General features: G+C 69.4%; 20 protein-coding genes. 15 read left to right on the top strand and 5 right to left on the bottom strand.

The window, feature by feature from the left end; translation table 11 throughout:
• Positions 1-34: 34 nt before the first annotated feature.
• The 11 genes from AAG689_RS18980 to cynS all read left to right on the top strand — a co-directional run bounded on the left by AAG689_RS18980 (position 35) and on the right by cynS (position 11,670).
• On the top strand, positions 35-1,843 hold the full coding sequence (locus AAG689_RS18980) for a PHA/PHB synthase family protein (RefSeq protein ID WP_406623308.1): 1,809 nt from the start codon (positions 35-37) through the stop codon (positions 1,841-1,843).
• Positions 1,833-2,225: a hypothetical protein gene (locus AAG689_RS18975; protein ID WP_020228666.1), complete on the top strand. Its 393-nt coding sequence runs from the start codon at positions 1,833-1,835 to the stop codon at positions 2,223-2,225. The genes AAG689_RS18980 and AAG689_RS18975 overlap by 11 nt, the downstream gene beginning before the upstream one ends.
• A 22-nt stretch (positions 2,226-2,247) precedes the next feature.
• The gene (fabI, locus tag AAG689_RS18970) at positions 2,248-3,021 is read left to right on the top strand and encodes an enoyl-ACP reductase FabI (RefSeq protein ID WP_020228667.1); all 774 of its coding nucleotides are present in this window, start codon (positions 2,248-2,250) and stop codon (positions 3,019-3,021) included.
• 147 nt (positions 3,022-3,168) lie between these two features.
• Positions 3,169-4,602, top strand: a complete 1,434-nt coding sequence (locus AAG689_RS18965) for a bifunctional enoyl-CoA hydratase/phosphate acetyltransferase (protein WP_406623307.1) — start codon at positions 3,169-3,171, stop codon at positions 4,600-4,602.
• A 402-nt stretch (positions 4,603-5,004) separates the two neighbouring features.
• Positions 5,005-6,006, top strand: a complete 1,002-nt coding sequence (locus AAG689_RS18960) for an acetate/propionate family kinase (protein ID WP_406623306.1) — start codon at positions 5,005-5,007, stop codon at positions 6,004-6,006.
• Between the two features lie 96 nt (positions 6,007-6,102).
• Positions 6,103-7,278, top strand: a complete 1,176-nt coding sequence (locus tag AAG689_RS18955; protein ID WP_406623305.1) for a PAS domain S-box protein — start codon at positions 6,103-6,105, stop codon at positions 7,276-7,278.
• Positions 7,275-7,943, top strand: a complete 669-nt coding sequence (locus AAG689_RS18950) for a response regulator (RefSeq protein ID WP_406623304.1) — start codon at positions 7,275-7,277, stop codon at positions 7,941-7,943. The genes AAG689_RS18955 and AAG689_RS18950 overlap by 4 nt, the downstream gene beginning before the upstream one ends.
• Positions 7,944-8,069: 126 nt before the next feature.
• On the top strand, positions 8,070-9,476 hold the full coding sequence (locus AAG689_RS18945) for a CmpA/NrtA family ABC transporter substrate-binding protein (RefSeq protein ID WP_406623303.1): 1,407 nt from the start codon (positions 8,070-8,072) through the stop codon (positions 9,474-9,476).
• Position 9,477: 1 nt separating this feature from the next.
• Positions 9,478-10,353 carry a nitrate ABC transporter permease gene (gene ntrB / locus AAG689_RS18940; protein WP_406623302.1) on the top strand — a complete coding sequence of 292 codons (876 nt, stop codon included), beginning with the start codon at positions 9,478-9,480 and terminating at the stop codon, positions 10,351-10,353.
• Complete coding sequence (locus AAG689_RS18935) at positions 10,343-11,191, top strand: ABC transporter ATP-binding protein (RefSeq protein ID WP_406623301.1); 849 nt, start codon at positions 10,343-10,345, stop codon at positions 11,189-11,191. Before ntrB ends, AAG689_RS18935 begins: the two co-directional genes overlap by 11 nt.
• Positions 11,192-11,226: 35 nt before the next feature.
• Positions 11,227-11,670: a cyanase gene (gene cynS / locus AAG689_RS18930; RefSeq protein ID WP_406623300.1), complete on the top strand. Its 444-nt coding sequence runs from the start codon at positions 11,227-11,229 to the stop codon at positions 11,668-11,670.
• A 63-nt stretch (positions 11,671-11,733) separates the two neighbouring features.
• On the opposite strand, the gene AAG689_RS18925 is transcribed toward cynS, so the two are convergent.
• Together AAG689_RS18925 and AAG689_RS18920 are read right to left on the bottom strand one after the other, a co-directional pair.
• Positions 11,734-13,215 (bottom strand): AMP nucleosidase, encoded by a 1,482-nt coding sequence (locus tag AAG689_RS18925; protein WP_406623299.1) that lies wholly within the window; start codon positions 13,213-13,215, stop codon positions 11,734-11,736.
• A 221-nt stretch (positions 13,216-13,436) separates the two neighbouring features.
• Positions 13,437-15,521 carry a putative bifunctional diguanylate cyclase/phosphodiesterase gene (locus tag AAG689_RS18920; protein ID WP_406623298.1) on the bottom strand — a complete coding sequence of 695 codons (2,085 nt, stop codon included), beginning with the start codon at positions 15,519-15,521 and terminating at the stop codon, positions 13,437-13,439.
• A gap of 93 nt (positions 15,522-15,614) precedes the next feature.
• Between AAG689_RS18920 and AAG689_RS18915 the strand changes: the two genes are divergently transcribed.
• Positions 15,615-16,580, top strand: coding sequence for a cation diffusion facilitator family transporter (locus tag AAG689_RS18915; protein ID WP_406623297.1), 966 nt, complete (start codon positions 15,615-15,617; stop codon positions 16,578-16,580).
• Complete coding sequence (gene dtd / locus AAG689_RS18910; protein ID WP_406623296.1) at positions 16,577-17,029, top strand: D-aminoacyl-tRNA deacylase; 453 nt, start codon at positions 16,577-16,579, stop codon at positions 17,027-17,029. The genes AAG689_RS18915 and dtd overlap by 4 nt, the downstream gene beginning before the upstream one ends.
• Positions 17,030-17,111: 82 nt before the next feature.
• On the opposite strand, the gene AAG689_RS18905 is transcribed toward dtd, so the two are convergent.
• The 3 genes from AAG689_RS18905 to AAG689_RS18895 form a co-directional block, all read right to left on the bottom strand.
• The gene (locus AAG689_RS18905) at positions 17,112-18,710 is read right to left on the bottom strand and encodes a hypothetical protein (protein ID WP_406623295.1); all 1,599 of its coding nucleotides are present in this window, start codon (positions 18,708-18,710) and stop codon (positions 17,112-17,114) included.
• Positions 18,711-18,847: 137 nt separating this feature from the next.
• On the bottom strand, positions 18,848-19,594 hold the full coding sequence (locus tag AAG689_RS18900; RefSeq protein ID WP_406623294.1) for a sulfite exporter TauE/SafE family protein: 747 nt from the start codon (positions 19,592-19,594) through the stop codon (positions 18,848-18,850).
• Positions 19,595-19,674: 80 nt separating this feature from the next.
• Positions 19,675-20,598, bottom strand: a complete 924-nt coding sequence (locus AAG689_RS18895; RefSeq protein WP_406623293.1) for a LysR family transcriptional regulator — start codon at positions 20,596-20,598, stop codon at positions 19,675-19,677.
• Positions 20,599-20,702: 104 nt separating this feature from the next.
• On the opposite strand from AAG689_RS18895, the gene AAG689_RS18890 reads away from it, so the two are divergent.
• Both AAG689_RS18890 and AAG689_RS18885 read left to right on the top strand, forming a co-directional pair.
• Positions 20,703-21,674, top strand: coding sequence for a tripartite tricarboxylate transporter substrate binding protein (locus AAG689_RS18890; RefSeq protein WP_406623292.1), 972 nt, complete (start codon positions 20,703-20,705; stop codon positions 21,672-21,674).
• A 43-nt stretch (positions 21,675-21,717) separates the two neighbouring features.
• Positions 21,718-22,968 (top strand): CaiB/BaiF CoA transferase family protein, encoded by a 1,251-nt coding sequence (locus AAG689_RS18885; RefSeq protein ID WP_406623291.1) that lies wholly within the window; start codon positions 21,718-21,720, stop codon positions 22,966-22,968.
• The last annotated feature ends 3 nt before the right edge of the window (positions 22,969-22,971 follow it).

Raw genomic sequence — 22,971 nt, 5'->3', positions numbered from 1 at the left:
ACCGATTGTTGTACTTGTTACGTCAGGAGTGCCCATGGTCGTGGAGACCTCGCCCGAGTCCGAACATCCCCGCGAGCTGCAGCGCAGAGCCGCCCGCGCGCTCGATGCGTCGGTGCATGCGCAGATGTCGCGTCCTTATAGCGGGCTGTCGCCCATCGCGCTGGCGCTGGCGCACGCCGACTGGGCGCTGCATCTGATGGCCTCGCCCGGCCGCCAGGCCGTGCTGGCCCAGCGCGCGCTGGAACTGTCGCTGCAGGCCTGGCAGAACGCCGCCGGCGGCGCCGGCGAAGCCGCGCCCGACAAAGACGGGCGCTTTGCCGATTCCGCCTGGCGCGAGTGGCCCTTCAGCGCCTTCAAGGAGGGCTACAAGGCCGTGGACGCCTGGTGGCGCGACGTGGCGCAGCAGGGCGGGGGCGTGCAGCGCCACCACCAGCACATGGTGAACTTCTTCACGGGCCAGGCACTGGACGCGCTCTCGCCGTCCAACTGGGCCTTCACCAACCCCGAAGTGCTGCGCTCGGCGCAGGCCAGCCAGGGCCGCACGCTGCGCGAGGGCATGGAGTTCTTCCTGCAGGACCTGCGCGAGCAGATGAATGCCCGCGCCGACACGCCCGCCGAGCAGCTCGAACCGCTGGAATACGCCGTGGGCAAGGACGTGGCCGTCACGCCCGGCAAGGTGGTGCTGCGCAATCACCTGATCGAGCTGATCCAGTACAGCCCGACCACCGCCAAGGTGCTGCCGGAGCCGGTGCTCATCGTGCCCTCGTGCATCATGAAGTACTACATCCTGGACCTGTCGCCGCACAACTCCATGGTCAAGTACCTGGTGGACAAGGGCCATACGGTGTTCATCATCTCCTGGCGCAACCCCGACGCATCGGACCGCGACCTGAAGATGCAGGACTACCTGAGCGCCGGCGTGCTCGCCGCCATGGCCGCCGCCAGATCGCGCACCGGCGCCGAGCGCCTGCACACCGTGGGCTACTGCCTGGGCGGCACGTTCCTGGCCATCGCCGCGGCGGCCATGGGGCGCCTGGCGCGCAAGAAGGGCGAGCGCACGGCCAAGGAGCAGGCGCTGATCCCGGCGGACCTGCCCCAGCTGGCCTCCGTCATCCTGCTGGCCGCGCAGACCGACTTCACCGAGCCCGGTGAGCTGGGCGTGTTCATCGACGAGGACCAGCTCGCCACGCTGCGCCAGAACATGAACGACAAGGGCTACCTCTCGGGCAAGCAGATGGGCGGCTCGTTCGTCTACCTGGCCTCGCGCGGCCTGCTGTGGGGCCGCAACACGCGCCGCTACCTGATGGGCGAGGACGACGCCAGCTTCGACCTCATGAGCTGGAACGCCGACACCACGCGCCTGCCCGCGCGCATGCACTCGGAATACCTCAACGCGCTGTTCCTCAACAACGCGCTGGCCTCGGGCCAGTACCGCTTCGCCGGGGCCACCGTGGCGCTGATGGACATCGACGCGCCGATGATGGTGGTGGCCACCACGCGCGACCACGTCTCGCCGTGGAAGTCGGTCTACAAGATCCACCTGCAGACCGACACGCACGTGACCTTCGTGCTGGCCGAGGGCGGGCACAACGCGGGCATCGTCAGCGAGCCCGGCCGCCCGCGCCGCAGCTACCAGATCGCCAGCGTGGAGGACAACACCGGCTGGATCGACCCCGACGACTGGAAGGCCCAGGCTCCCGTGGTGCAGGGCTCGTGGTGGGAGGCCATGCACGCCTGGATCGCCGAGCGCTCGGGCGCGCCCGCCAAGCCGCCGGCCATGCGCGCCGAGCATGCCGTGTGCGACGCGCCCGGCGCCTATGTGATGACGCGCTATGCAGACTAGGCACTCCACGCGCCAGCAGGTCATCGAACGCCACCTGCACCACTTCGTGCGGCAGTTCGAGGGCATGGGCGCGCGCATCACCCTGCTGGCGCAGGCCCTGGACGTGCCGCTGGGCACCGCGTCGGAGCTGCAGGCCGCGCTGCAGTGCGACGCGGCGACCGCCGGCCGCCCGGGGCGCGAGGAGCGCATGCGCGAGGAGCTGCGGGGCCTGCTGGTGCTGCGCTACCGCGCCTTCCGGCGGCTTGCCTACAACCCCGACGTGGGCCCGCAGGCTGCGCGCGACATCCTGCTGTGCGCCAACGACCGCCTGCTGTGCAAGGGCTTCCCCTATGAGGCGCCGGGCCTGAACCTGCGCGCGCTCTTCGACGGCATCGACGACTGATTTTTCCGACTTCCTTCACTCCATGACAACCAATCCCTTCAGCCTGGCCGGAAAGAAAGGCCTGATCCTCGGCATCGCCAACGACAGCAGCATCGCCTTCGGCTGCGCCCGCCTGGCGCGCAGCATGGGCGCCGAGGTGGTGGCCTCGTGCCTCAACGACAAGGCCCGAAAGTACGTCGAGCCGCTCACCGCGCCGCTGGGCATCGACCTGGTCAACTGCGACGTGGAGGCCGACGGCCAGCTGCAGGCCATCGTCGACCATGCGGTGGCGAAGTTCGGCCAGATCGACTTCGTCATCCACTCCATAGCCTGGGCGCCGCTGGCCGACCTGCACGGCGACGTGGTGGACAGCTCGCGCGAGGGCTTCGCCCGCGCCGTGGGCGTCTCCTGCCACTCGTTCGCCGAGCTGGGCCGGCTGTGCGCGCCGCACATGCCGCGCGGCGGCAGCATGCTGTCCATGACCTACCTGGGCTCCGGCGAGGCCGTGCCCCACTACGGCCTGATGGGCCCGGTGAAGGCGGCGCTGGAATCCATGGTGCGCTACATGGCCATGGAGCTGGGCGGCAGGAACATCCGCGTGCACGCGGTGTCGCCCGGCCCCATCCTCACGCGCGCGGCCTCGGGCATCGCCAGCTTCGACGAGCTGATGGCCACGGCCCAGGCCAAGGCGCCGCTGCAGCGCCTGGTGACGCTCGACGAGATCGCCCAGCTGAGCCTGTTCCTGTGCACCGAAGCCGCTTCCGGCATGACGGGCCAGACGATTTACGTGGACGGCGGCGTCCACGCCGTGGATTAGGGAGCACCCCCTGAGGCGCTGCGCGCCTTCCCCCCTCTCCTGCGGGATGGGGGACGACGCCGGTGGCCTGGCAAAGCCAGCTCCACGGCGTCCACTGGCCTGGGTTGCGCCTTTTCTTTTTGATCTTTTCTGAATTTCTCAACCACCATGAACACCAACGCACCCGACCTCGAATGGATGGAAAACGTCACCTATGACGAGCTGAGCCTGGGCCAGACGGCCCGGCTGCTGCGCACGGTGACGCTGGAGGACATCCAGGCCTTCGCTGCCGTCTCCGGCGACATCAACCCCGCCCACCTGAACGCCGAATACGCCGACGCCACCATGTTCCACGGCGTCATCGCCCACGGCATGCTGGGCGCTGCGCTGATCTCGGCGCTGTTCGGCACGCGGTTCCCCGGCCCCGGCACGATCTACCTGGGCCAGGAGCTGAAGTTCACCAAGCCCGTGCGCATCGGCGACACGCTCACCGTGCTGGCCACCGTGAGCGAGAAGGACGACGAGAAGAAGCGCGTCAAGATGGACTGCCTGGTCACCAACCAGAAGGGCGAGGTGGTGCTCAAGGGCGATGCCCGGCTGATGCCGCCCACGCAGAAGGTGCGCGTGCCCAAGGTGAACGCGCCGCAGATCCAGCTCTTCGACCCCGAGGCGCGCCTGAAGGAGCTGCTGGCCCGCGCCGACGGCCTGGAGGCGGTGCGCTGCGCCGTGGTCCACCCGTGCGACGCCGGCTCGCTCTCCGGCGCCATCGACGCCGCCGCGCACGGCCTGATCGTGCCCGTGCTCATCGGCCCCGAGGGCCGCATCCGCCGCGTGGCCGAGGAGGCCGGCATCGACCTCGAAGGCGTGGAGATAGTCTCCGTGGAGCACAGCCACGCCGCCGCCGAACTGGCCGCCGGCATGGCCGCGCGCCGCGAGGTGGAGATCGTCATGAAGGGCAGCCTGCACACCGACGAGCTGCTCAAGGCCGTCCTGGCCCAGGCGCCGTTGCGCACCGGCCGGCGCCTGTCGCACGTGTTCCGCTTCGACGTGCCGCTGTACCCCAAGCCCATCATCGTGACCGACGCGGCGATCAACATCCAGCCTACGCTGGCCGAGAAGGCCGACATCATCCAGAACGCCATCGAGTTCGCATGCATCATGGGCAACGAGCGGCCCAAGGTGGCCATCCTCTCGGCGGTGGAGACCGTCACGCCGTCGATTCCCTCCACCATCGACGCCGCCGCGCTGTGCAAGATGGCCGACCGCGGCCAGATCAAGGGCGGCCTGCTCGACGGCCCCCTGGCGTTCGACAACGCCATCTCCATGGAAGCCGTGCGCATCAAGGGCATCGCCTCCGATGTGGCGGGCCAGGCCGACATCCTCGCCGTGCCCAACCTGGAGAGCGGCAACATGGTGGCCAAGCAGCTCGAATACATGGCCGGCGCCAGCGGCTCAGGCCTGGTGCTGGGCGCGCGCGTGCCCATCGCCCTGACCAGCCGCGCCGACGGCCCCATGGCGCGCGTGGCCTCGGCCGTGCTGGCGCTGCTGGCGGCGCACGACCAGCGCAAGCGCCAGGCCGAGAACGCCTGGAAACAGGGGTGACATCCCCCTGAGCCGCTGCGCGGCTTCCCCCTTCTCTCTGCGCGCTTGCGCGCTACGGGGAGGGGGACGACGCCAGCGCGGCGGGGCGGCCCTTGCGCGGCGTCTGCTGGCTTGGGCTGCGCCAATTGCCAAGGGCATGCCCTGAACCATCGAACCAAAAGGAAATACCGCCATGTCCATCCTCGCCGTCAACGCTGGCTCCTCGTCGCTGAAGTTCTCGCTGCACCCGCTGCAGGGCGGGCAGGTCCAGCCCCACGTGCTCTCGGGCTGCATCCAGGGCCTGGAGCCCGGCGGCAGCCCCTCGCTGGACTGGAAGTACCAAGGACGCAAGCAGCAGGAAGCGCTTGCCGTGCCCGCGGCAGCCGCCCCTTTGCGATCGCGCTGGAGCGCCTGCGCGCGCTGGTGCAGTCGCTGCAGGGCGCGGGCATCGAGGCCGTGGCCCACCGCGTGGTGCACGGCGGCGGCGAGTACACCGAAAGCGTGCGCGTCACCGACGAGGTGCTGGAGCGCCTGGCGCGCTTCAACTCGCTGGCGCCGCTGCACCAGCCGCACAACCTGGCGGGCATCCGCCAGTTCCGCAGCGCGTTCCCAGAGCTGCCGCAGATCGCCTGCTTCGACACCGCCTTCCATGCCACCATGCCCGAGGTGGACTATGCCTTCGCGCTGCCGCGCGAGCTGCGCGCGCAGGGCGTGCGCCGCTACGGCTTCCACGGCCTGTCGTACCAGTACATCATGTCCGTGCTGCAGCAGCGCACCATCCGCGCCAACGGCCGCGTGGTCATGGCCCACCTGGGCAACGGCGCCAGCCTCTGCGCCTGCCGCGACGGTTCCAGCATGGCCACCACCATGGGCTTCTCCGCGCTGGACGGCCTGATGATGGGCACGCGCAGCGGCTCGCTGGATGCGGGCGTGCTGCTCTACCTGATGGAGCAGGGCTGGACGCACGCGCAGATCGAGAAACTGCTCTACAAGCAGAGCGGCCTGCTGGGCGTGTCGGGCATCTCGGCCGACATGCGCCGCCTGCGCGAGGAGGCCGCGAAAGACGGCGCGGACGGCGAGAACGCGCGGCGCGCCATCGCCCAGTTCACCCACCGCGTGGTGCGCGAGACAGGCGCGCTGGTGGCCTGCCTGGGCGGCCTGGACGTGCTGGCCTTCAGCGGAGGCATCGGCGAGAACGACATCGCGCTGCGCGAGCAGGTCTGCACGCGCCTCGCCTGGCTGGGCATCCACATGGACTGGCAGCGCAACCGCGAGGCTGACGGCAAGGAGGCCTATGCCATCCACGCGCCGGACAGCGCGGTGGAGATCTGGGTCATCCCCACCGACGAAGGGCGGGTGGCGGCGCGCGAGGCGGCGGCCCTGCTGGAGTCGGGCGAGGCGCTGGACCGGGCATCCTTGGCATGAAATCGGGCTCCTGCGCTTGATGGGCAAGCGCGAGCAGCTATCAAAGTTGAACTGATCGGCGCCGCACGGGCACGGCCATTGCTTGCCGCAGGCGGCATGAACGCCGACGTCCTGCACCTTCCCTCCGGCGCACTCTGGCGCAACCGCCTGGGCCTGCTGCTCGAATCCACCGGCGAGGGCGTGTTCGGCATCGACCTCGCGGGCGACTGCGTGTTCATCAACCCTGCCGGGGCGCGCATGCTGGGCTACGCGGCCGGGGAGGTCATGGGCCGCAACATGCATGCGCTCACCCACCACTCCCACCCCGACGGCAGCCCCTACGCCGACAGCGACTGCCCCATCTTCAACGCCTTCCGCAACGGCCTGCCGTGCCGGGTGGACACCGAGGTGTTCTGGCGCCGCGACGGCAGCGCGTTCGCGGTGGAATATTCCAGCCACCCCATCGTGGAAGGCGCGCAGGTGCATGGCGCCGTGATCACCTTCATCGACATCACCGACCGCAAGCGCGCCGCCGACGAGCTGCAGCGCGCGCACGACGAGCTGGAGCGCCGCGTGGCCGCGCGCACGGGGGAGCTGTCGCAGGCGCTGGCGCAGCTGCGCGAGTTGTCGGCCTATTCCGAGCAGGTGCGCGAGGAGGAGCGCACCCGCATCGCGCGCGAGGTGCACGACGAGCTGGGCAGCCTGCTCGTGGCGCTGAAGATGGACGTGAACTGGCTGCACAAGCGCCTGGGCGAGCAGGCCGCGCGCACGCCCGAGGCGGCGGACGGCATGCGCACGCAGATGCGCTGCAAGTGCCAGAACATGAGCCGCCTGATCGAGAACGCCGTGGACAACGTGGGCCGTATCATCACCGACCTGCGCCCCAGCATTCTCGACCACCAGGGCCTGTGGGCCGCGCTGGAATGGCAGGCGCAGGAGTTCGCGCAGTCGGCCGAGCTGGCGCTGGACTGGCGCATGGACGTGCCGCCCGCACTGCACCTGCCCGAGCCCGCTGCCATCGCGGTGTTCCGCATCTTCCAGGAGATGCTGAGCAACGTGGGTCGCCACGCGCGGGCCAGCGCCATCGACATTGCCATTGGCTTGCAGGACGGGCAGTTGCACCTGCGCGTGCGCGACGACGGCGTGGGCGCCACGCGCCAGGCGCTGGAGGCGCCCACCGCCTACGGCGTGATGGGCATGCGCGAGCGGGCACGCCAATTGGGCGGGCAGCTGCGCATCACCAGCGAGCCGGGCGCGGGCTCGTCCCTTCAACTGTGGGTGCCGCTGCCATGAATGCCGCCATCCGCGTGCTGATCGGCGACGACCACCGCATCGTCCGCGAGGGCTTGAAGCAGGTGCTGGGCGACCCGGCCAACGGCTTGCCCGAAATCACCGTGGCGGCCGAGGCCACGCAGGGCGCCGAGGTGCTGGCGCAGGTGGCTGTGCTGCAGGGCGGGCTGGACCTGGTGCTGCTCAACATCGCCATGCCCGGCATGGACGGCCTGGAGGTGCTGCAGACCCTGCGCCGCGACTGGCCCGCGCTGCCCGTGCTCATGCTCAGCACCTACCCCGAGCGGCAGTACGCGGTGCGCTGCATCCAGCTCGGCGCGTCGGGCTACCTGCACAAGAGCGCCGACCCCGACGACATGGTGGCGGCGGTGCGCAAGGCGGCCGCGGGCGGGCGCTACCTGACCGAGGCTACGGCGCTGGCGCTGGCGGGCGCGGTGCAGCGCACCAGCATGGTGAAAGGCGCGCCCGTGGGGATCGACGCGCTCTCCTACCGCGAGCACCAGGTGTTCCGCCTGCTCATCGCGGGGCACAGCGTGGGCGAAATTGGTGCACAGCTCCAGCTTGCGTCCAACACGGTGAGCACCTACCGCGCGCGCATCCTCGAAAAGACCGGCGCCCGCAACGACGTGGAGCTGGCGCTGCTGGCCCACGGCGCGCCCGAAGCCTGAGCGGTGTAGTGCGGGCCCTACACGCCGTAGACGCCAGCACCGCGAAATGGCGCAGGCGGCCTGCGCCGGGCCCGAACTGGCCCGCGGCTTGCGTAACGGCTGGCATCAACTTCCGTGAGGTGTGCCATGTCCGAATTCTTCTCGCCCTTCGATGCCGACCGCCCGCTGATGCTCAAGTGCAGCTGCGGCCGCGACCACACGGTGGCCGACCACCAGGCCGAGGTTTCCGCCGAGGCTGCCGCCACCCAATTGCGCGCGCGCAGCCTCACCAGCGAGTTCGAGGCCTACAGCAACGAATTCGTCGAGGCCACGCTGGTCAAAGCCCTGTTCCCGCAGGACGCGGTGCGCCGCCGCTTCCTGCGCGCCGTGGGCAAGGGCACGGCCATGGCCGCCATCGCCAGCGTGCTGCCCGTGGCCAGCCTGCAGGCCATGGCGCAGGAGAAGCAGGGCGCGCTGGAGAAGAAGAACCTCAAGATCGGCTTCATCCCCATCACCTGCGCCACGCCGCTCATCATGGCCCACCCGCTGGGCTTCTACGAGAAGCAAGGCCTGAAGGTGGAGGTGACCAAGACGGCGGGCTGGGCGCTGATCCGCGACAAGATGATGAACAAGGAGTACGACGCCACGCACTTCCTCTCGCCCATGCCGCTGGCGATCTCGATGGGCATCGGCTCCAACCCGATGCCGATGAACGTGGCCACCATCCAGAACACCAACGGGCAGGCCATCACGCTGGCCAACAAGCACAAGGACAAGCGCGACCCCAAGCAGTGGAAGGGCTTCAAGTTCGCTGTGCCATTCGAGTTCAGCATGCACAACTTCCTGCTGCGCTACTACGTGGCCGAGCACGGGCTGAACCCCGACACCGACATCCAGATCCGTGTGGTGCCGCCGCCCGAGATGGTGGCCAACCTGCGCGCGGGCAACATCGACGGTTACCTGGGCCCCGACCCGTTCAACCAGCGCGCGGTGTACGAGGAGATCGGCTTTTTGCACCTGCTCACGCGCGACCTGTGGAACGGCCACCCCTGCTGCGCCTTCGGCACCAGCACCGAGTTCATCCAGCAGAACCCCAACACCTTCGCCGCGCTCTACCGCGCCGTGCTCACCTCGGCCGCCATGGCGCGCAAGGCCGAGAACCGCGAGCTGATCGCCAAGGTGATCGCGCCCGCGCAGTACCTGAACCAGCCCGAAACGGTGCTCTCCCAGGTGCTCACCGGCCGCTTCGCCGACGGCCTGGGCAAGGTGCAGAGCGTGCCCGACCGCGCCGACTTCGACCCCATGCCCTGGCAGAGCATGGCCGTGTGGATGCTCACGCAGATGCAGCGCTGGGGCTACGTGAAGGGCGACGTGAATTACCGGCAGATCGCCGAGAAGGTGTTCCTGCTGACCGACGCCAAGAAGCAGATGAAGGCGCTGGACATGCCCGTGCCCGAGGGCGCCTACCCCAAGTTCAAGATCATGGGCCGCGAGTTCGACCCCGCCAAGGCGGCCGAATACGCCAAGAGCTTCCCCATCCGCAAGGAGGCATGACGTGGCGGCACCCAAGAACCTCACCCTGCGCGCGGGCGTGCTGTCCGTGCTGCTCTTCCTGGCGCTGCTGGGCATCTGGTACGTGGCCACGGCACCCGCGCAGGGCGGCGCCGCAGGCACGGCGGGCATGACGCCCGAGCAGATCGAGTACGCGAAGATGATGGGCAAGGACCCCGGCGGCGCCCCCGCCAAGAGCGGCGGCTTTCCCACGCCGGGAGCCATGGGCGCCACGGTGTGGAGCCACCTGTCCGACCCGTTCTACGACAACGGTCCCAACGACAAGGGCATCGCCATCCAGCTCGGGTATTCGCTGGCGCGCGTGGCGCTGGGCTTCGGCCTGGCGTGCCTGGTGGCGATTCCGCTGGGCTTCGTGATCGGCATGTCGCCGCTGCTGCGGCGCGCGCTGGACCCGTTCATCCAGGTGCTCAAGCCCATCAGCCCGCTGGCGTGGATGCCGCTGGCGCTCTACACCATCAAGGACTCGTCCATCTCGGGCATCTTCGTGATCTTCATCTGCTCGGTCTGGCCCATGCTGGTGAACACGGCCTTCGGCGTGGCCTCGGTCAAGCGCGACTGGCTCAACGTGTCGGCCACGCTGGAGGTGAGCCCGCTGCGCCGCGCGTTCCTCGTCATCCTGCCCGCCGCCGCGCCCACCATCCTCACGGGCATGCGCATCAGCATGGGCATCGCGTGGCTGGTCATCGTGGCTGCCGAGATGCTGGTGGGCGGCACGGGCATCGGCTACTTCGTGTGGAACGAGTGGAACAACCTGTCGCTCACCAACGTGATCTTCGCCATCCTGACGATCGGCGTGGTGGGCATGCTGCTCGACTTGGCGTTCGCCCAACTGCAGAAGGCGGTGACCTATGTGGAGTGACGTAGCGCCCGGCACCTCGCCAACCACAAGAAAGGCCCCTCCCGTGACCGGATTCCTGCAGATCGAACAACTCGGCAAGGCCTACGTGCCCGCCCGGCCCGTGTTCGCCGACGTGTCGTTCGCGCTCGACAAGGGCGAGTTCGTCTGCATCATCGGCCACTCGGGCTGCGGCAAGACCACCATCCTCAACGTGCTGGCGGGGCTGGACACGGCCACGGCAGGCCACGTCATCATGGACGGGCGCGAGGTCGCCGGCCCCAGCCTGGACCGGGGCGTGGTGTTTCAGGGCCATGCGCTCATGCCCTGGTTCACGGTGCGGCAGAACATCGCCTTCGCCGTCAGGTCGCGCTGGCCGGAGTGGAAGCGCGCGCAGGTCGATGCCCACGTGGAGAAGTTCGTGGCGCTGGTGGGCCTGTCGCACGCCATCGACAAGAAGCCGTCGGAACTCTCGGGCGGCATGAAGCAGCGCGTGGGCATCGCGCGGGCGTTCTCGATCCAGCCCAAGATGCTGCTGCTCGACGAGCCCTTCGGCGCGCTCGACGCGCTCACGCGCGGCACCATCCAGGACGAACTCATGGCGATCGTGCGGCAGACGCAGCAGACGGTCTTCATGATCACGCACGACGTGGACGAGGCCATCCTGCTGGCCGACCGCATCCTGCTCATGAGCAACGGCAGTGACACGCCCCAGGGCTACCGGCCCGGCGGCATCGCCGAGGTGGTGGTCAACCCCCTGCCGCGCGAGCGCACGCGCACCAGCCTGCACCACCTGGATGGCTACTACGCGCTGCGCAACCACATCGTGGACTTTCTCGTCAGCCGGGCCAAGGCCCACTGATCCCTTTCTTTCTTCAAACCCAAGGAACCAACGCCATGAACCGCAACGACGTCACCGAGAAGATCATCAGCACCAAGGTCGCGAAGGGCCTGCAGTGGGACGCCATCGCCAAGAAGGTCGGCCAGTCCAAGGAATGGACCACGGCCCTGTGCCTGGGCCAGATGACGGCCACGCCCGAGCAGGCCAAGGTGCTGGGCAAGCTCTTCGGCCTCACCGCCGAGGAGCAGAAGTGGCTGCAGGTGGTGCCCTACAAGGGCTCGCTGCCCACGCCCGTGCCCACCGATCCGCTGATCTACCGCTGGTACGAGGTAGTGAGCGTCTATGGCACCACGATCAAGGAGCTGATCCACGAGGAGTTCGGCGACGGCATCATGAGCGCCATCGACTTCAGCATGGACATCCAGCGCGAGGCCGATCCCAAGGGCGACCGCGTGAAGGTGGTGCTCTCGGGCAAGTTCCTGCCCTACAAGCAGTATTGAGGATTCAGCATGAAAAATGGCTCCAGCGCTTGTCTGGCAAGCGCTGGCAGCTATGTTTTTCGATTACTGGAAAGCGACCTCCGCGAAGCTGCGCAGCTTGCGGCTGTGCAGCCGGTGCACCCCGCCTTCGCGCAGGATGTCCACGGCGCGCATGCCGATGCGCAGGTGCTGGTCGACCCGCTCGCGGTAGAAGTGGTTGGCCATGCCGGGCAGCTTGATCTCGCCGTGCAGCGGCTTGTCGCTCACGCACAGCAGCGTGCCGTAGGGCACGCGGAAGCGGAAGCCGTTGGCCGCGATGGTGGCGCTTTCCATGTCCAGGGCCACGGCGCGGCTCTGGCTGAAGCGGCGCTGGGGCATGTTGTCGGGCAGCAGCTCCCAGTTGCGGTTGTCGGTGCTGGCGACGGTGCCGGTGCGCATGATGCGCTTGAGCTGCGCCTCGGGCATCCGGGCCACGTCGGCCACGGCCTGCTGCAGCGCCACCTGGATCTCGGCGAGGGCCGGGATGGGCACCCACAGCGGCAGCTCCTCGTCCAGCACGTGGTCCTCGCGCACGTAGGCGTGGGCCAGCACGTAGTCGCCCAGCTGCTGGCTGTTGCGCAGGCCCGCGCAGTGGCCCAGCATCATCCAGGCGTGCGGGCGCAGCACGGCGATGTGGTCGGTGATGGTCTTGGCGTTGGCCGGGCCCACGCCGATGTTGACCATGGTGATGCCGCTGCGGTCCGCGCGCACGAGGTGGTAGGCGGGCATCTGCGGCAGGCGCGGCGGCGGGGTGCCCAGCTCGTCGCCAGGCGCTGGCTCCAGGCCTGCACGGCGCGTGACCACGTTGCCGGGCTCGATGAAGGCGACGTACTCGCTGTCCGGCCTGGCCATCTCGGCGTGGCCCAGGCGCACGAACTCGTCGATGTAGAACTGGTAGTTGGTGAACAGCACGAAGTTCTGGAACCACTCGGGCGCCGTGCCGGTGTAGTGGCGCAGGCGGTGCAGCGAGTAGTCCACGCGCGGCGCGGTGAAGAGGGCCAGCGGCTGGGGCTCGCCCGCGCGCGGCGCCCAGGTGCCGTTGGCGATGCCGTCGTCCATGGCCTCGAGGTCGGGCAGGTCGAACACGTCGCGCATGAGCATGCGGCGCTCGGGCGACAGCGTGCCTTCGATGTGGTCGTTCTCCGCGAACGAGAAGTGGATGGGGATGGGCTGGCTGCTCAGGCCCACCTCCAGCTCCACGCCGTGGCTGGCGCGCAGCAGGCGGAACTGCTCCTGGTAGTAGCTGGCGAACAGGTCGGGGCGCGTGAGCGTGGTTTCGTAGCGCCCCGGGCCTTCGACGAAGCCATAGGCCAGCGTGGTGGCCGCGCGCGCCACGGTGGTGGTCTGCACGCGCACGAAGGGGTAGAAGGCGCGAACGGGGCTGTCCGGCGTCTCGCCGGCCACGAAGCGCTGCATGGCATCGCGCAGATGGTCGATCTGGCTCTGGTAGAGGCGCTGCACTTGCGCGAGGGCGCCGGCGGGGTCGCTGTGGAAGGTGGATTCGGTGAAATCGGAGGTGTGGACCATGGCGCTATTGTCCACCGCCGCATGACCGCGCCGTGGCGCGGAAGCACCTTCTACCTGATGCCGTGCGTCGCCCGCGCCGCATGAAACTGGCGCGCTCCAGGCGAGGGCTGCCGCGCAAGGGCCTGGGCCGGCCGCGCCGCCCCGCCGCGCTGGCTGCGTCCCCCTGCCCGCATTGCGAAGCAATGCGAGAGCGGGGGAAGGCGCAAAGCGCCTCAGGGGGGTCACGCCAGGGCTTGCAGCCAGGCGCGGGTGCGCTCGGCATCCATGGGCTGCGAGATACCGAAGCCCTGGGCCAGTCCGCAGCCCAGGCGGCGCAGCAGGTCGATCTGCTCGGCGGTTTCCACCCCCTCGGCCACGGGCTGCAGCTGCAGGCTGTGCGCGAGCTGGACGATGGCGGTGACGATGGCCACGTCGTCGCCGTTGGCGGGCGCTTCGGTGAGAAAGGAGCGGTCGATCTTGAGCTTGTCCAGCGGGTAGCGCTTGAGGTAGGCGAGCGACGAATAGCCGGTGCCGAAGTCGTCCACGGCCACGCCCACGCCCAGGTGCTGCAGCGCCTGCAGCGTCTCGCGCGTCTGGTCGGTGTGCCACATGAGGGCGGACTCGGTGATCTCGATTTCCAGGTAGCGCGGCTCCAGGCCGGTGGCGTGCAGCACGGCGGCGATCTCGGCGGCCACGTCGCGCTGGCGGAACTCCAGGGGCGAGAGGTTCACCGCCACGGGCACGCGCGGCAGGCCCTCGTCGTGCCAGGCCTTGACCTGCCGGCAGGCCTCGCGCAGCACCCAGCGGCCGATGGGCGTGATGAGCCCGCGCGATTCGGCGACGGGGATGAACTCGTCCGGCCCGATCAGGCCGCGCTGCGGGTGCTGCCAGCGCACCAGCGCCTCGAAGCCCACCAGGCGGCCGCTGCTCACCTCCACCTGGGGCTGGTAGTGCAGCACGAAGGCTTCCTGGAACACGGCCTCGCGCAGCTGGTGCTCCAGCTGCAGGATCTCGGTGGGCTGGCCTTCCATGCCCGGGGCGTAGAACTGGCGCGTGCCGCGCCCGCTTTCCTTGGCCCGGTGCATGGCCGCGTCGGCGCGGCGCAGCAGCTCGTCGGGGGCGTAGCCGTCCTCGGGGAATACGCTGATGCCGATGGAGGGCGACAGCGACAGCGGCGTGCCGTCGATCGCGTAGACCGCGCGCACGCGCTCCAGCAGGGTGTCGGCCAGCGTGGCGGCGGCGGTGCGGTTGCGGATGTCCGGAAGCACCGCCACGAACTGGTCGCCCCCCACGCGGGCGACGAAGTCGCCGGCCTCCACGCTGCCCTGCAGGCGCCGCGCCATCTCGCACAGCAACTGGTCGCCGGCCTCGTGCCCGAGCGACTCGTTGACGGTCTTGAAGTGGTCCAGGTCGATGAACAGCACCGCCGCGCGCCGGCGCCAGTGCTGCGCATCGGCCAGCGTGCGCGCCAGCTGCTGCATGAGGCTGCGGCGATTGGGCAGCTGCGTGAGGGTGTCGTGGCCGGCCAGGAAGTCCGCGCGCGCCTGCGCCTGCTTGCGCGCCGTGATGTCGCGCGCCACCACCACGCGGTAGGCGCCGCCGGCCTGGGGCATGGTCTTGCCCACCGCCTCGATCTGGATGGTGTGGCCGTCCTTGTGGCGGATGGCCAGCTCGTAGGGGTCCTCGCGCCCGTGCTGCACGTATTCGCGCACGGCCTCGTGGTGCGCGGGCTCGACGAAATCGATGATCGGGTGCCCGACCAGCTCGTCCAGCGGATAGCCGGTGAGGCGCTGCAGGGCCTCGTTGCCGTCCAGGATGATGCCTTCGCGGTGGAAGACGATGCCCTCCTCGGTGGCCTCGGCGAACTTGCGCATGCGCTCCTCGCTCTGGCGCACGGCGCGCTCGGCCGCCCAGTGGTGGGTGATGTCGTTGATGAGCACGAAGGCGCCCACCATGTGCGGCTGCCCGTCGCCGTCGCGGTCGAAGTGGGGCATGAGGGTGATTTCCATCATGCGCGCCTCGCCGTCGTCCTGGACGTGCTCGCGCGTGTACTGCACCGTCTCGCCCTGCAGCGCGCGCTCCACGTAGGGCAGGATCTGCTGCCATGCCCGCTCGCCCACGGCGTCGCGCACCGTCTTGCCGATGAGCGCGTCCACCGCCATGCCGCTGTACTGCGCGTAGCGCTGGTTGGCGAACACGCAGCGCAGGCCGGGCACCTCGTAGTAGGCCAGCAGCACGGGCACCGCGTCGGCCAGCAGGCGCAGCAGGGCCGTGCCGCCGCGTTGTCCAAGACCGGGCAGGGAAGGGTGGGTTGGTGAGGTGCCCATGGGGAACTTATAGCGGATCGCCCTGGCCGCAGGGAGAGTGCAAGCCCTCTGCGCCTGCCGTCGGCGTGATGCCGGACAGGATAATCGACCGCCATGAACACCCCCACCCGCCCGGCGGCCGGCCCCGCCGGCGAGCACCTGCCCGCCTGGATGACGCCCGGCAACCTGCTGCGCGCGTCCGTCGGCGTGGCCGTGCTCACCATCGCGCTCAAGACGCTCGCGTGGTGGGTCAGCGGGTCGGTGGGCCTGCTGTCGGACGCGCTGGAGTCCTTCGTGAACCTGGCCGGCGCCGTCTTCGCGCTGGCCATGGTCACGGTGGCCCGGCGTCCGGCCGACGACGGCCACCCCTACGGCCACCACAAGGCGGAATATTTCTCCTCGGGCTTCGAGGGCATCCTGATCGTGGGTGCCAGCATCGCCATCTTCTGGGCGGCCGCGCTGCGCCTGGTGCATCCGCAGCCGCTGGAGCAGATCGGCTGGGGGATGGGCCTGTCCCTGCTGAGCACCGCCTGCAACGGCCTGCTGGCCTGGGGCATGCTGCGCGCCGCGCGCGTGCACCGCTCGTTGGCGCTGGAGGGCGACGCGCGCCACCTGATGACCGACGTGTGGACGTCGGTCGGCGTGGTGGTCGGCCTGCTGGCCGCCGGCGCGACGGGCTGGCAATGGCTCGACCCGGTGGTCGCCATGGGCGTGGCGCTGAACATCCTGAAGGAAGGCGGCGCGCTGGTCTGGCGCGCCTCGCAGGGGCTGATGGACGAGGCCATGGAGCCCGCCATGCTCGCGCGCGTGCAGGCCGTGCTGCAGGAGCATGCCGCCGCCAGCCGCGGCGCCGTGCAGTTCGACAGCCTGACCTCGCGCCGCGCCGGCGCGCGCAACTACGTGCAGTTGCACATGCACGTGCCCGCCGACTGGGCGCTGGGCCACGCGGCGCGCATGCGCACCCGCGTCGAAGAGGCGCTGATGCGCGCCGCGCCCGGCCTGCACGCCACCATCGAGCTGCTGCCCGTGGGCCAGGCCACCGTATTCGAAACCGTGGAAACGCAAGGAGACGACAAGTGATCAGCATCCTGCAGCGCGTGCGCGAGGCGCGCGTGGAAGTGGCCGGCCGCGTGACGGGCCGGATCGGCCCCGGCCTGCTGGCGCTGGTGTGTGCCGAGCAGGGCGACAGCGAGGCCCAGGCCGACAAGCTGCTGGCCAAGGTGCTCAAGCTGCGCATCTTCAGCGACGAGGCGGGCAAGATGAACCGCAGCGTGCAGGACGTGGGCGGCGGCCTGCTCATCGTCAGCCAGTTCACCCTGGCCGCCGACACGCGCGGCGGCAACCGCCCCAGCTTCACCCAGGCCGCCGACCCCGCCGAGGGGCAGCGGCTGTACGACTACTTCGTGCAGCGCGCGCGGGCCGCCCACCCCGTGGTGCAGACGGGCGAGTTCGCGGCGGACATGCAGGTGCACCTGGTCAACGACGGGCCGGTGACCATTCCGCTGCGCATCGCGCCCGTGGGTGGCTGATAGCTCCTGAAAAAGTAGCTGTCAGCGCTCGTCCTGTAAGTGGTGGTGGGCAATTTGGTTCAAAGAACCCTGCGCCTTCAGCCTACTGCCGCCAGACACTGTTGTCGCGGGTGAACAGGTAAATCGGGTTGTCATTGAGGCGTGTGGCGAGCAGGGTATTGCCATCGCCGGAGAGGGCGATCACCTGGGCGAAGGAAAACCCTTCCTCGGGACCAGCGGCCGCCTTCATATGAGCTTGGGGGCGCCAGGTACCGCCGTTCCGGACATAGACGAAAGCCGCACCCGCTGCGCTACTCGCCAGAGTATTGCCGTCTCTGGACAGCGCCGTGCTTAGCCCGAATTGGCTTGCTCTGGTGAGGTCGATTCTTTGGCTAACCTTCACATAGGCTTGCTGGTTCCAGGTCCCATTGTTCTGGGCAAAGACGTAAACGGCCCCCGCATTGGCTTCGGAATTGTCTTGCTGGTTGCCATTGACGCCGGTGGCATTGCTACTCTCTCGTTTAGCGGTCACGGCCAAGGTGCTTCCGTCGCCCGACAGAGTGAGGGGCGAGCCGAAGGCGTCACCTCCGTCGGAGTTGCTGGCGCTAAGGACGGCTTGATGAGACCAAGTCGTAGCGTTGCGGGTATAGGTATAGACGGCGCCGGCCTGCGCGCGCGGTGTGTTTTGCTCCGGTGGCCGGTCGCTGACGTTGCTGTAAGTGCCATTGGCTCCGGTCACGGCAAGCAGATTTCCGTCGGCTGATAGGGCAAGATTCTGCCCGAACGCCTGTATTCCGCAGGGGTACGTCGCCCAGTAAACGGCGCACCACTCGTTGTGCCGCACGGGGGTTGTGGTTGCTTTGATATAAGCTTGCTGGCTCCAGGCACCATCGGTGCGCACGAACATGTATACGGCGCCTGCTCCCAGAGCGTCTGTGTTCGAGGCATCCCCGTTCACGCCCCGGGCGTTGCTGGTTTCGCCCTTCGCGCCCACTGCCAGGGTGTTGCCATCGGCCGACAGGGCTATCGCACTGCCGAAGTCCGATGACGGGCACCAACGCCCGCCCCTGTTGTCGGTGCACAGGGGCGTCCGATTGTTGTTGGCCTGGAGACGGGCTTGTTGGAACCAAGGGTCTGCGGGGGATATGCGGGTGAAGACGTACGCCGCGCTGTTGTCGGCCACCGGAGGAGCGGATGGGGGGACGACCAATTGAAGCTGCGGTGCACCGATCACCAGCGTCTTGCCATCCGCGGAGAGCGCCACCGTGTTGGAATCCCAGGAGCCCATGATTTTGTCAGTGCCAGGCTCAAAGAATAAAAAGGTGCGGGTGATGTCGGGGGTCACCGTGCCAGCCTTGTAGGTGCATTGATCGTCCTGGCATACGCGCAGCCGGTAGCTCGCATTGACGCGCTCATGCGCCTTCGTGAGGCCATAGATGTACGCGGTGCCGGTCATGGCATCGCCTATCTGCATCTCGGGCAGCGGGCCCGCGCCGTCCGGATCTTCATACAGTTCGTAGCGGGTTGCACCCGGCGAGGCACTCCAATGGAACTCGTAACTATGCCTGCGATAGGCTAAGCCAAAGTCCGCCGTTCCTGTGGAGCCCAGGCTGGCATTAACCACCCCGGTGACCGCCGAAGAGCCGGGGTCAACGCTGCCAGAGTCCGAGCCGGAACCGCCGCCGCAGGCGGTGAGCGCCAACGTAGTGCAGCCGAGTGCGAGCGCGCGCCACAGGGATTGCCTGCATGCAGGGTGGAGTATGGATGAGAGGAGAGGCATATTGAGCCTTTCTAGCAGTGGCGAGGGCCACTATTGAAAATAGGTTATTAATGGCAGGTCTATTGTCGCCAGAAAAAAACGCCTGCCATCACCAGCCCCGTCGCCACGATGCCCCAGCGCAGCACCGGCGCGGTCAGCTTGCGCGCCACGCGCGCGCCGCCGTATCCGCCCAGCGTGGCGGCCACCATCATCAGCAGGGCCTGCTTCCACTCCACGATGCCGCCCGCCGCGTAGATCGCCACGGCAATGGCGGTGAGCAGCGCGGACACGAGGTTCTTCATGCCGTTCATGGCGTTGAACTGCGTCTGCCCCAGCAGGCCGAACAGGGCCAGCAGCAGGATGCCCAGCCCGCCGTTGAAGTAGCCGCCGTAGGCCGCAACGGCCAGCATGCCCAGGCCGGCTTTCGATGCCGGCACGGGGCCGTGGCCGGCGCCGGCCCATCGGCGCAACTGCGGACCGAAGGCGAACATGGCGGTGGCGGCCAGCAGCAGCCAAGGCACGATCTTCTTGAACGTGGCGTCGGGCGTGACCAGCAGCAGCGCCGCCCCGGCCGAGCCGCCGATGAGCGACAGCAGCACCACGGCGCGCATCGACAGGCCCGGGGGCGGCTGCATGTCCTCGCGGAAGCCCCAGGCGCCCGCCATGTACCCGGGCAGCAGCGCGACGGTGCCGGTGGCGTTGGCGGCCACGGGCGGCACGCCGGTGAAGACCAGCGCGGGCAGGGTGAGAAAGCTGCCGCCTCCGGCGACGGCATTGAGGGCGCCCGCGACGAAGGCGGCGGCGAGGAGCAGGGTGGTGTCGAACATCGGTGCCGATGTTATGCGCCGTGGTGGGGCCGATTGGTGCTGTTTTCGGCACAGGTGCCCTGCGCCGGGAAGTCGGGCGGCTATGCAAGCCCCAGCGTGGAGCGCAGCAGGGCTACACGGGGATTGGCGACGGCACCCCGGTAGATCAGCGCCACCGGGCCCGTGGAAATCCCCGGCGTGACCTTGACCTCGCGCACGCCGAGCGATGCGGGCGCGGCGTGCAGGGAGGCGCGGGGCACGGCGCTGATGCCCAGCCCCGCCTTGACCAGTTGGAGATTGGTGTACGGACTGGTGGACTCGATCACCGGCGTGGGCGCCACCACGCCTTCGCGGCGGAACACCTCTTCCATCATGCGCCGCAGCATGGAGCTGTGCGTGGGCAGCACCCAGCGCTGGCCCGCCAGGTAGTCCCAGTTGCAGGCGCGCGCACGGCCCGCGGGATGATCCGCGGGGGCGATGACGGTGAAGGCTGCGTCGAACAGCTTCTCGTAGCGCAGCGGCTGGCCGGCAGCTTCGGGTAGCTCGGTGGGGTAGCTGGTGATGAGCGCGTCGAGCTGGCCGGCCAGCAGGCATTCCACGAGCAGCGGCACGCGCTCTTCCTGCAACTGCACCCGGACGTGGGGGTGCTCCGCGGCCAGCCGCGCCAGCACTTCGGGCAGATACCCCTGGGCCACGAAAGGGGGCGCGCCGATGCGCAACTGCGTGACGGCGGGCTGCTGTGCGGTTTCCCGGCCCAGGTGTGCCAGCTCGTTGAGCAGCATGGCGGCGCCGCGGATGGCGGTCTCGCCCTGGGGCGTGGGTTCCAGCCCGCGCGCAGTGCGCACGAACAGCGGCGTGCCGAAGGCGGCTTCGATTTCGCCCAGCGCCTTGCTCAGCGCCGGCTGCGTCAGGTGCATCAGGCCGGCCGCCGCGCGCAGGCTGCCGCCCCGGTGCAGGGCCAGCAGCAGCTGCAGGTGCTTGAAGCGCAGGCGGGACAGCAGGCGCTGCGGGTCGAAGTCCGGCATGGGTGATCACCAAAAGTTTTCGATCCATAGAAACATATCACTATTGGAAAACCGATGGCCGGCCTATCCTGCCGCCACAACGACACGCCGCAAGGAGACGAACCATGGATAGACGCGCCTTTCTGGCCAGCGCACTGGCCGCCACCGCAACCCCGCTCGCCTGGGCGGAGGGCTTTCCCGCGCGGCCCGTGCGCGTGATCTCGCCCTACGCTGCGGGCGGTGGGCCGGACGTGCAGTTGCGCCAGGCCGGCCCGGCGCTGGGCGAGGCGCTCGGCCAGCCCATCGTGATCGAGAACAAGGTCGGGGCCGCGGGCGTGCTGGCCGCCCAGTACGTGGCGCAGCAGCCCGCCGATGGGTACACCTGCCTGATGGGCTCCAACACCCACCTGATCCAGAAGCTGCTGCAGCCGGGGCTGCGCTTCGACCCGGTCGGGGACTTCGCTCCGGTCAGCAACCTGACGGCCTCGCCCACGGTGCTGGTGGTGCGCGCCGACGCGCCCTGGCGCACGGCGCAGGAGCTGATCGACGCGCTCAAGGCGCAGCCGGCGCAGGCCAACTACGGCTCGGGCGGCATCGGCACCTCGGCCCACCTGGCCGGGGCCACGCTGGCCTCGCTGGCGGGGCTGCAGGTGACCCACATTCCGCTCAAGGGCTCGGTGGAGATCGCCGCATCGCTGATCCGGGGCGACACGCAGTACGCGTTCCCGGTGGCGGGCACAGGCATCCCGCAGGTGCAGGGCGGCAAGCTGCGCGCCCTGGCCGTGACCAGCCGCAAGCGCCTGAGCCAGTTGCCCGACGTGCCCACGCTGCAGGAGGTGCTGCGCAACGAGCTGGCGGTGCAGGAATCGTGGTTCGGCCTGTGGGCGCCGGCCAAGACCCCGCCGGCCGTGCTCGACATCCTCAACGCCGCCGTGCGCAAGGTGGCGGCTCAGCCCGCGCTGCGCGCCTCCTTCGAGGCCGTGGGCAACGAGGCCACGGCCAGCGCATCGCCCCAGGCGTTCGCCGACTTCGTGCGCAGCGAGAACCGCAAGTGGGCCGAGATCATCCAGCTGACCGGCATCACGGCCAACAGCTGAACGGCGCGCCCATCCCCACCATCGAACAAGAGAGAGAACGGATATGGACAAGCCGTTGCAGGGCGTGCGCGTCATCGACATGTCGCACGTGATCGCGGGGCCGCTGGCCTCGCACTACCTGGCCCAGCTGGGGGCCGAGGTCATCAAGATCGAGCCGCCGGGCGGCGAAGTCATGCGCAACAGCCACGCGCCCGGCGAAACCAACGCGGGCGGTTTGCCCTCGGGATTCGTGGCGCTCAACGCGGGCAAGCGGTCGCTGGCGGTGGACATCCGCCGGCCGGAGGGCGCGGACATCGTGCGCGCCCTGGCCCGCACGGCTGACGTGTTCATCGAGAACTTCCGCCCCGGCGTGGTGGCGCGCCATGGCCTGGGCTACGAGGACATCCGGGCGCAGCGGCCGGACGTCGTCTACTGCTCCATCTCGGGCTTCGGCCAGCAGGGCGAATGGGCCCGGCGCGGCGCCTACGACCACGTGGTGCAGGCGCTGACCGGCATGATGATGATGGCCGGCAGCGACGAGGATGCGCCGCCCGTGAAGGTGGGCTTCCCGGTCATCGACGTGGCTGTCGGCATGCTGGGCGCCCTGTCGATCACGGCCGCGCTGCACCGGCGCAACGCCGACGCGCCGGGCGCGCGCGCCAGCCAGCACATCGACGCCTCCATGCTGCAGGCGTCGCTGATGCTCATGTATCCCCACGCCTGCACCTACCTCACCCACGGCACCGAGCCCCGGCGCGTGGGCAACCGCGGCTATACGGGCAGCCCCGCGGCCGATACCTACCAGTGCGCCGACGGCTGGCTGTCCACCGCCGCCAACACGCCGGCGCAGTTCAGGCTGCTGGCCGGCGTGCTGGGGCTGGAGGCGCTGTGCGAGGACGCGGCGCTGCTGGATCTCGACGCCTTCAACGCCCCGCAGGGGGGCTTCGTCATCGCTCGCGACCTGCCCACGCTGCAGGAGCGCCTGCGCGCGGCCTTCGCAGGCCGCAGCGCCGGCGAGATGGAGGCACGGCTCAATGCGGCGGGCGTGCCCGCCGCGCGCGTACGACGCCTGGGGGAATTCCTGGACGAGGCGCGGGCCACGGGCGCGCTGGCGCCCGTGCGCTACGGCGTGGAGGGCGCGGGCGTGGATACGCCGGGCCTGGGTTTCCGGCTGGGCGGCTGCGAGCCGGCGCCGCAGACGCCGGCCCCTGCGCTGGGCGAGCGGGGCCGTGCGCTGTTGCAGGAACTGGGCATGGATACGGCCGCGATCGAGCGGCTGCAGCGCAGCGGCGTGCTGGGTGCGGCGCTGCCGTGAACC

Source organism: Acidovorax sp. SDU_ACID1 (assembly GCF_045291395.1).
In the GTDB taxonomy this organism is placed as follows: Bacteria; Pseudomonadota; Gammaproteobacteria; order Burkholderiales; family Burkholderiaceae_C; genus MR-S7.
The sequence above is the reverse complement of the archived record's forward strand: the minus strand, read 5'-3'. Positions and strand labels throughout refer to the sequence as shown.

Excerpts from the sequence above, each read along its gene's own strand:
- cynS (WP_406623300.1), top strand. The coding sequence starts at position 11,227 with ATGAACCGCAACGACGTCACCGAGAAGATCATCAGCACCAAGGTCGCG.
- AAG689_RS18980 (WP_406623308.1), top strand. The coding sequence starts at position 35 with ATGGTCGTGGAGACCTCGCCCGAGTCCGAACATCCCCGCGAGCTGCAG.
- AAG689_RS18925 (WP_406623299.1), bottom strand. The coding sequence starts at position 13,215 with ATGGTCCACACCTCCGATTTCACCGAATCCACCTTCCACAGCGACCCC.
- AAG689_RS18890 (WP_406623292.1), top strand. The coding sequence starts at position 20,703 with ATGGATAGACGCGCCTTTCTGGCCAGCGCACTGGCCGCCACCGCAACC.
- AAG689_RS18955 (WP_406623305.1), top strand. The coding sequence starts at position 6,103 with ATGAACGCCGACGTCCTGCACCTTCCCTCCGGCGCACTCTGGCGCAAC.
- AAG689_RS18950 (WP_406623304.1), top strand. The coding sequence starts at position 7,275 with ATGAATGCCGCCATCCGCGTGCTGATCGGCGACGACCACCGCATCGTC.
- AAG689_RS18920 (WP_406623298.1), bottom strand. The coding sequence starts at position 15,521 with ATGGGCACCTCACCAACCCACCCTTCCCTGCCCGGTCTTGGACAACGC.
- AAG689_RS18900 (WP_406623294.1), bottom strand. The coding sequence starts at position 19,594 with ATGTTCGACACCACCCTGCTCCTCGCCGCCGCCTTCGTCGCGGGCGCC.
- AAG689_RS18935 (WP_406623301.1), top strand. The coding sequence starts at position 10,343 with ATGTGGAGTGACGTAGCGCCCGGCACCTCGCCAACCACAAGAAAGGCC.
- AAG689_RS18895 (WP_406623293.1), bottom strand. The coding sequence starts at position 20,598 with ATGCCGGACTTCGACCCGCAGCGCCTGCTGTCCCGCCTGCGCTTCAAG.
- AAG689_RS18975 (WP_020228666.1), top strand. The coding sequence starts at position 1,833 with ATGCAGACTAGGCACTCCACGCGCCAGCAGGTCATCGAACGCCACCTG.
- AAG689_RS18885 (WP_406623291.1), top strand. The coding sequence starts at position 21,718 with ATGGACAAGCCGTTGCAGGGCGTGCGCGTCATCGACATGTCGCACGTG.
- fabI (WP_020228667.1), top strand. The coding sequence starts at position 2,248 with ATGACAACCAATCCCTTCAGCCTGGCCGGAAAGAAAGGCCTGATCCTC.
- AAG689_RS18945 (WP_406623303.1), top strand. The coding sequence starts at position 8,070 with ATGTCCGAATTCTTCTCGCCCTTCGATGCCGACCGCCCGCTGATGCTC.
- AAG689_RS18915 (WP_406623297.1), top strand. The coding sequence starts at position 15,615 with ATGAACACCCCCACCCGCCCGGCGGCCGGCCCCGCCGGCGAGCACCTG.
- AAG689_RS18965 (WP_406623307.1), top strand. The coding sequence starts at position 3,169 with ATGAACACCAACGCACCCGACCTCGAATGGATGGAAAACGTCACCTAT.